3 protein-coding genes and 1 tRNA gene are annotated in these 3,399 nt (G+C 59.2%); 3 read left to right on the top strand and 1 reads right to left on the bottom strand.

The features are described 5' to 3' along the window. Positions 1–5 precede the first annotated feature (5 nt). From ACH6CV_RS17970 to ACH6CV_RS17960, 3 genes are all read left to right on the top strand, one after another. Positions 6–875, top strand: a complete 870-nt coding sequence (locus ACH6CV_RS17970) for a carbohydrate ABC transporter permease (protein ID WP_456359595.1) — start codon at positions 6–8, stop codon at positions 873–875. Between the two features lie 21 nt (positions 876–896). Then, positions 897–2,216, top strand: coding sequence for an alpha-galactosidase (melA, locus tag ACH6CV_RS17965; protein WP_456359593.1), 1,320 nt, complete (start codon positions 897–899; stop codon positions 2,214–2,216). 392 nt (positions 2,217–2,608) lie between these two features. Continuing rightward, a tRNA-Ser gene (locus ACH6CV_RS17960) sits at positions 2,609–2,697 on the top strand. 563 nt (positions 2,698–3,260) lie between these two features. Here the strand turns inward: ACH6CV_RS17960 and ACH6CV_RS17955 are convergent. Next, on the bottom strand, positions 3,261–3,399 hold a 139-nt coding region (locus tag ACH6CV_RS17955; RefSeq protein WP_456359594.1), incomplete at its 5' end, for a transposase.

Raw genomic sequence — 3,399 nt, 5'->3', positions numbered from 1 at the left:
GAACCATGATGCAAGCTACCGCAAAGACCGGCCCGGCCAAGCCCGTGGGCACCACGGGCCGCAAACGCAGCATGCTCCCCGTCCACATCGTGCTGATCCTGGGCGCGATCACGATGATCTTCCCGTTCTACTGGATGGTCGTCACCTCGTTCAAGACGATCGGCGAATCGCTGCTGATCCCGCCCACGATGTGGCCGAGCAGCTGGGCGCTGACCCAATACCAGGAAGTGCTGCGCACACTGCCGATGGGCAAGCTCTACTTCAACACGATGCTGCTGATCGTGTTGCGCATCGCCTGCGCGGTCGTGTTCAGCTCGATGGCCGCGTTCGCGTTCGCCAAGCTGCGCTTCCCGTTCAAGGGGCCGCTGTTCTTCATCGTCATCACCCAGATGATGCTGCCCCCGCAGGTGTTCATCATCCCGCAGTACCTGCAGCTGAGCAAGATCAACATGCTGAACAGCCACTTCGCGCTGCTGTACCCCGGTCTGGTCAGCGCGTTCGGCACCTTCTTCCTGCGCCAGTTTTACCTGTCGCTGCCGGGCGATCTCAGCGAGGCCGCGATGATCGACGGCTGCAACGTGGGCCAGACGTTCGTGAAGATCCTGCTGCCGCTGACCAAGACGGCGCTGATGGCGCTGGCGGTGTTCACCGCGGTGTTCGCCTACAGCGAGATGATGTGGCCGCTGGTCGTCAACATGAAGGTGGACATGATGACGCTCTCCGCGGGCATCAGCTCGCTGCAGGGCCAGTACATGACCAAGTACCCGCTGCTGATGGCGGGCTCCGCGATGGCGATGATCCCCATGCTGGTTTTGTATCTGTTCTTCCAGAAGCAATTCATCGAAGGCATCGCGCTCACCGGCACCAAGGCGTAGCGCGGCCGAAAAGGAGTTAAGATGGGACGGAAATTTGCGTTTATCGGCGCCGGCAGCTTCGGCTTCACGCGCGGCCTGATCCGGGACATCCTGAGCTTCCCGGCGCTTCAGGACTGCGAGCTCGCGCTCATGGACATCAGCCCCGAGCGGCTTAAGCATATCAAGACGGCGGTCGAGCGCATCATTTCGGCCGGCAAGTACCCGGCGCGCGTGACGGCGACGCTCGACCGCGAAGAGGCGCTTAAAGGCGCGGATGGCGTGATCTGCACGATCCTCGCAGGCGACGTCGACGTGTGGCAGCACGACATCCTGATCCCCAAGCAATACGGCGTGGACACCAATGTGGGCGACACGCGCGGCCCGAGCGGCATCTTCCGCTATCTGCGCACGGTGAACCCCATCATGGACATCGCGCGCGACATCGAGCGGCTGTGCCCGAACGCCGTGTTCCTCAACTACACCAACCCGATGGCCATGCTCTGCCGCACCGTGCAGGGCGAGATGCCGCACCTGGTCACGAGCGGGCTATGCCACAGCGTGCAGGGCACCGCCGCGATGCTGGCCAACTGGATCGGCGCGGACATGAAGGACATCAGCTACACCTGCGCCGGCGTCAACCATCAGGCGTTCTATACCAAGTTCCAGTGGAAGGGTGCGGACGCCTACCCGCTGATCCGCAAGGCGATCACCGAGCGCGAGGAGGTCTACAACGAGGAGATCGTGCGCAACGAGATGTACCTGGCGCTGGGGCTCTACCCGACCGAGTCCTCGGGCCACAACAGCGAGTACAACGCCTGGTTCCGCAAGCGCCCCGACCTGATTGAAAAGTACTGCATCCACGGCACCGGCTGGAATCCGGGCGCGTACGCCTATATCCTGAACGAGTACCGCAACCGCGAGACCACCTGGAAGGGCGAAATCGAGAACTGGCTCAAGGAGGAGCCGGAGCTTCAGCGCGGCGAGGAATACGCGGCCTACATCTTCAACGCCCTGCTCGGCGACCATACGCTGTTCGAATTCAACGGCAATGTGCGCAACTTCGGCCTGATCGACAACCTGCCCCAGGGCGCGTGCGTCGAGGTGCCTGTGCTGGCCGGCAAGAACGGCCTCGCGCCGATCCGCGTGGGCGCGATGCCGCCGCAGTGCGCATTGCTCAGCGGGATCTCCGCGCAGATCGAGGAGATGGTGGTCGAGGGCAGCCTCGCGGGCGACAAGGAGATGATCTACCGCGCGATCTGCTTCGACCCGCTGACGAGTGCGGTGCTGTCGCTGAGGGAAATCCGGGACATGGTGGACGAGATGTTCAAGCAAAACGAGGATTGGCTGCCGCAGTTCGGATAGGGGTGGCCCCCAAATTCCCCTCCTCGGAGGGGCGGGGCGGTAACCCGATTGCAGAACTTGTGAGGCTTGAGCGGCGGATTAAACGGGTCTGTTCCAGATTTTGTGGAAAGTCCAAAGCTGCGGTAGAATAAAACAGCATGGAGAAAATCTGGGACAGACCATTGTATCACGGTACTGTTCGTCAAGGCCGGGTAGTATTTGCTTCGCAAATCTCCACCCTTCCCTTGACGAACGGCCACCTCGGTTTTTTGCCCTCGAGGTGTAACCTATGTTTGACGCCCGTACAACACCGCCGTCGATTCACACAAATTGCCCATTGACAACCGAAGTCCGATCATTTATAATGTTTTATGCTGCTTCGGCTCTCGCGCAACACGCCGCGAAGCTCATACGGAGGGATATCGAAGTGGTCATAACGGGGCTGACTCGAAATCAGTTTGCGCGCAAGCGCACGTGGGTTCGAATCCCACTCCCTCCGCCATCTAAAGGGACATTAGTTCCGGAAAAAGACTCGCCAAATACGGCGGGTCTTTCTCTTTGCCTTCAAATATGGGGCTGATATCGCCCTACTGTGGGCATATCCTGCAGGAATACACGCTTCGGCGTTCACCGATAGAATAACTCTCCGAGCCGTCTGCACCAATCCGCGGAATGATGCACACACCTTGCGTATTTATAGGAAGGAATTTCCGAAATTGGGCATTTTTTCTCGCCTGGGTGCACCATTACACACCATCAAAATGGTGTTTAGCCTAACCATCTTCATTGCGCTTCTGGCCGCATTCCCGGTCTTCCACAGCCCTTTTCTGCTTCATGCTGTAGTGTGTTGACTTCCGGTTTGTGTTTCCATCAGCATCCATGGCGACATTGGATCGCCGGGCGCGTTCGCGCTGAACCTGCTCGAACCGGAAATCCGTACAGAGAAAATCGGGAGCGTGTTATTCGGGGACCACGGCGTAATCGTCCGTGAGCGAATCCATACGGGCTTTTAGCTTCCTTTGAACCGGGTAATGCCCGCAGAGCCAATAAAAATATGGCTCTTTGTCAACCGTAGGGGTGCGAAGGAAAGCAGTGCAAAATGCGAGCGCGGGCATTATGAAAGTTAGGCATGCCGAAGGTTGCACGCTTGAGTGCTTTGGTCGCGTTGTTCACGCCTTCGGTAAAGGCGTTGGTATAGGGGCAA

This window comes from Anaerozeibacter quisquiliarum (assembly GCF_051162045.1).
Classification (GTDB): Bacteria; Bacillota; Clostridia; order Christensenellales; family Aristaeellaceae; genus Anaerozeibacter; species Anaerozeibacter quisquiliarum.
The sequence above is the reverse complement of the archived record's forward strand: the minus strand, read 5'-3'. Positions and strand labels throughout refer to the sequence as shown.

What these genes read in the sequence shown, in the direction of transcription:
- melA (WP_456359593.1), top strand. Translation starts at nt 897, where the DNA reads ATGGGACGGAAATTTGCGTTTATCGGCGCCGGCAGCTTCGGCTTCACG.
- ACH6CV_RS17970 (WP_456359595.1), top strand. Translation starts at nt 6, where the DNA reads ATGATGCAAGCTACCGCAAAGACCGGCCCGGCCAAGCCCGTGGGCACC.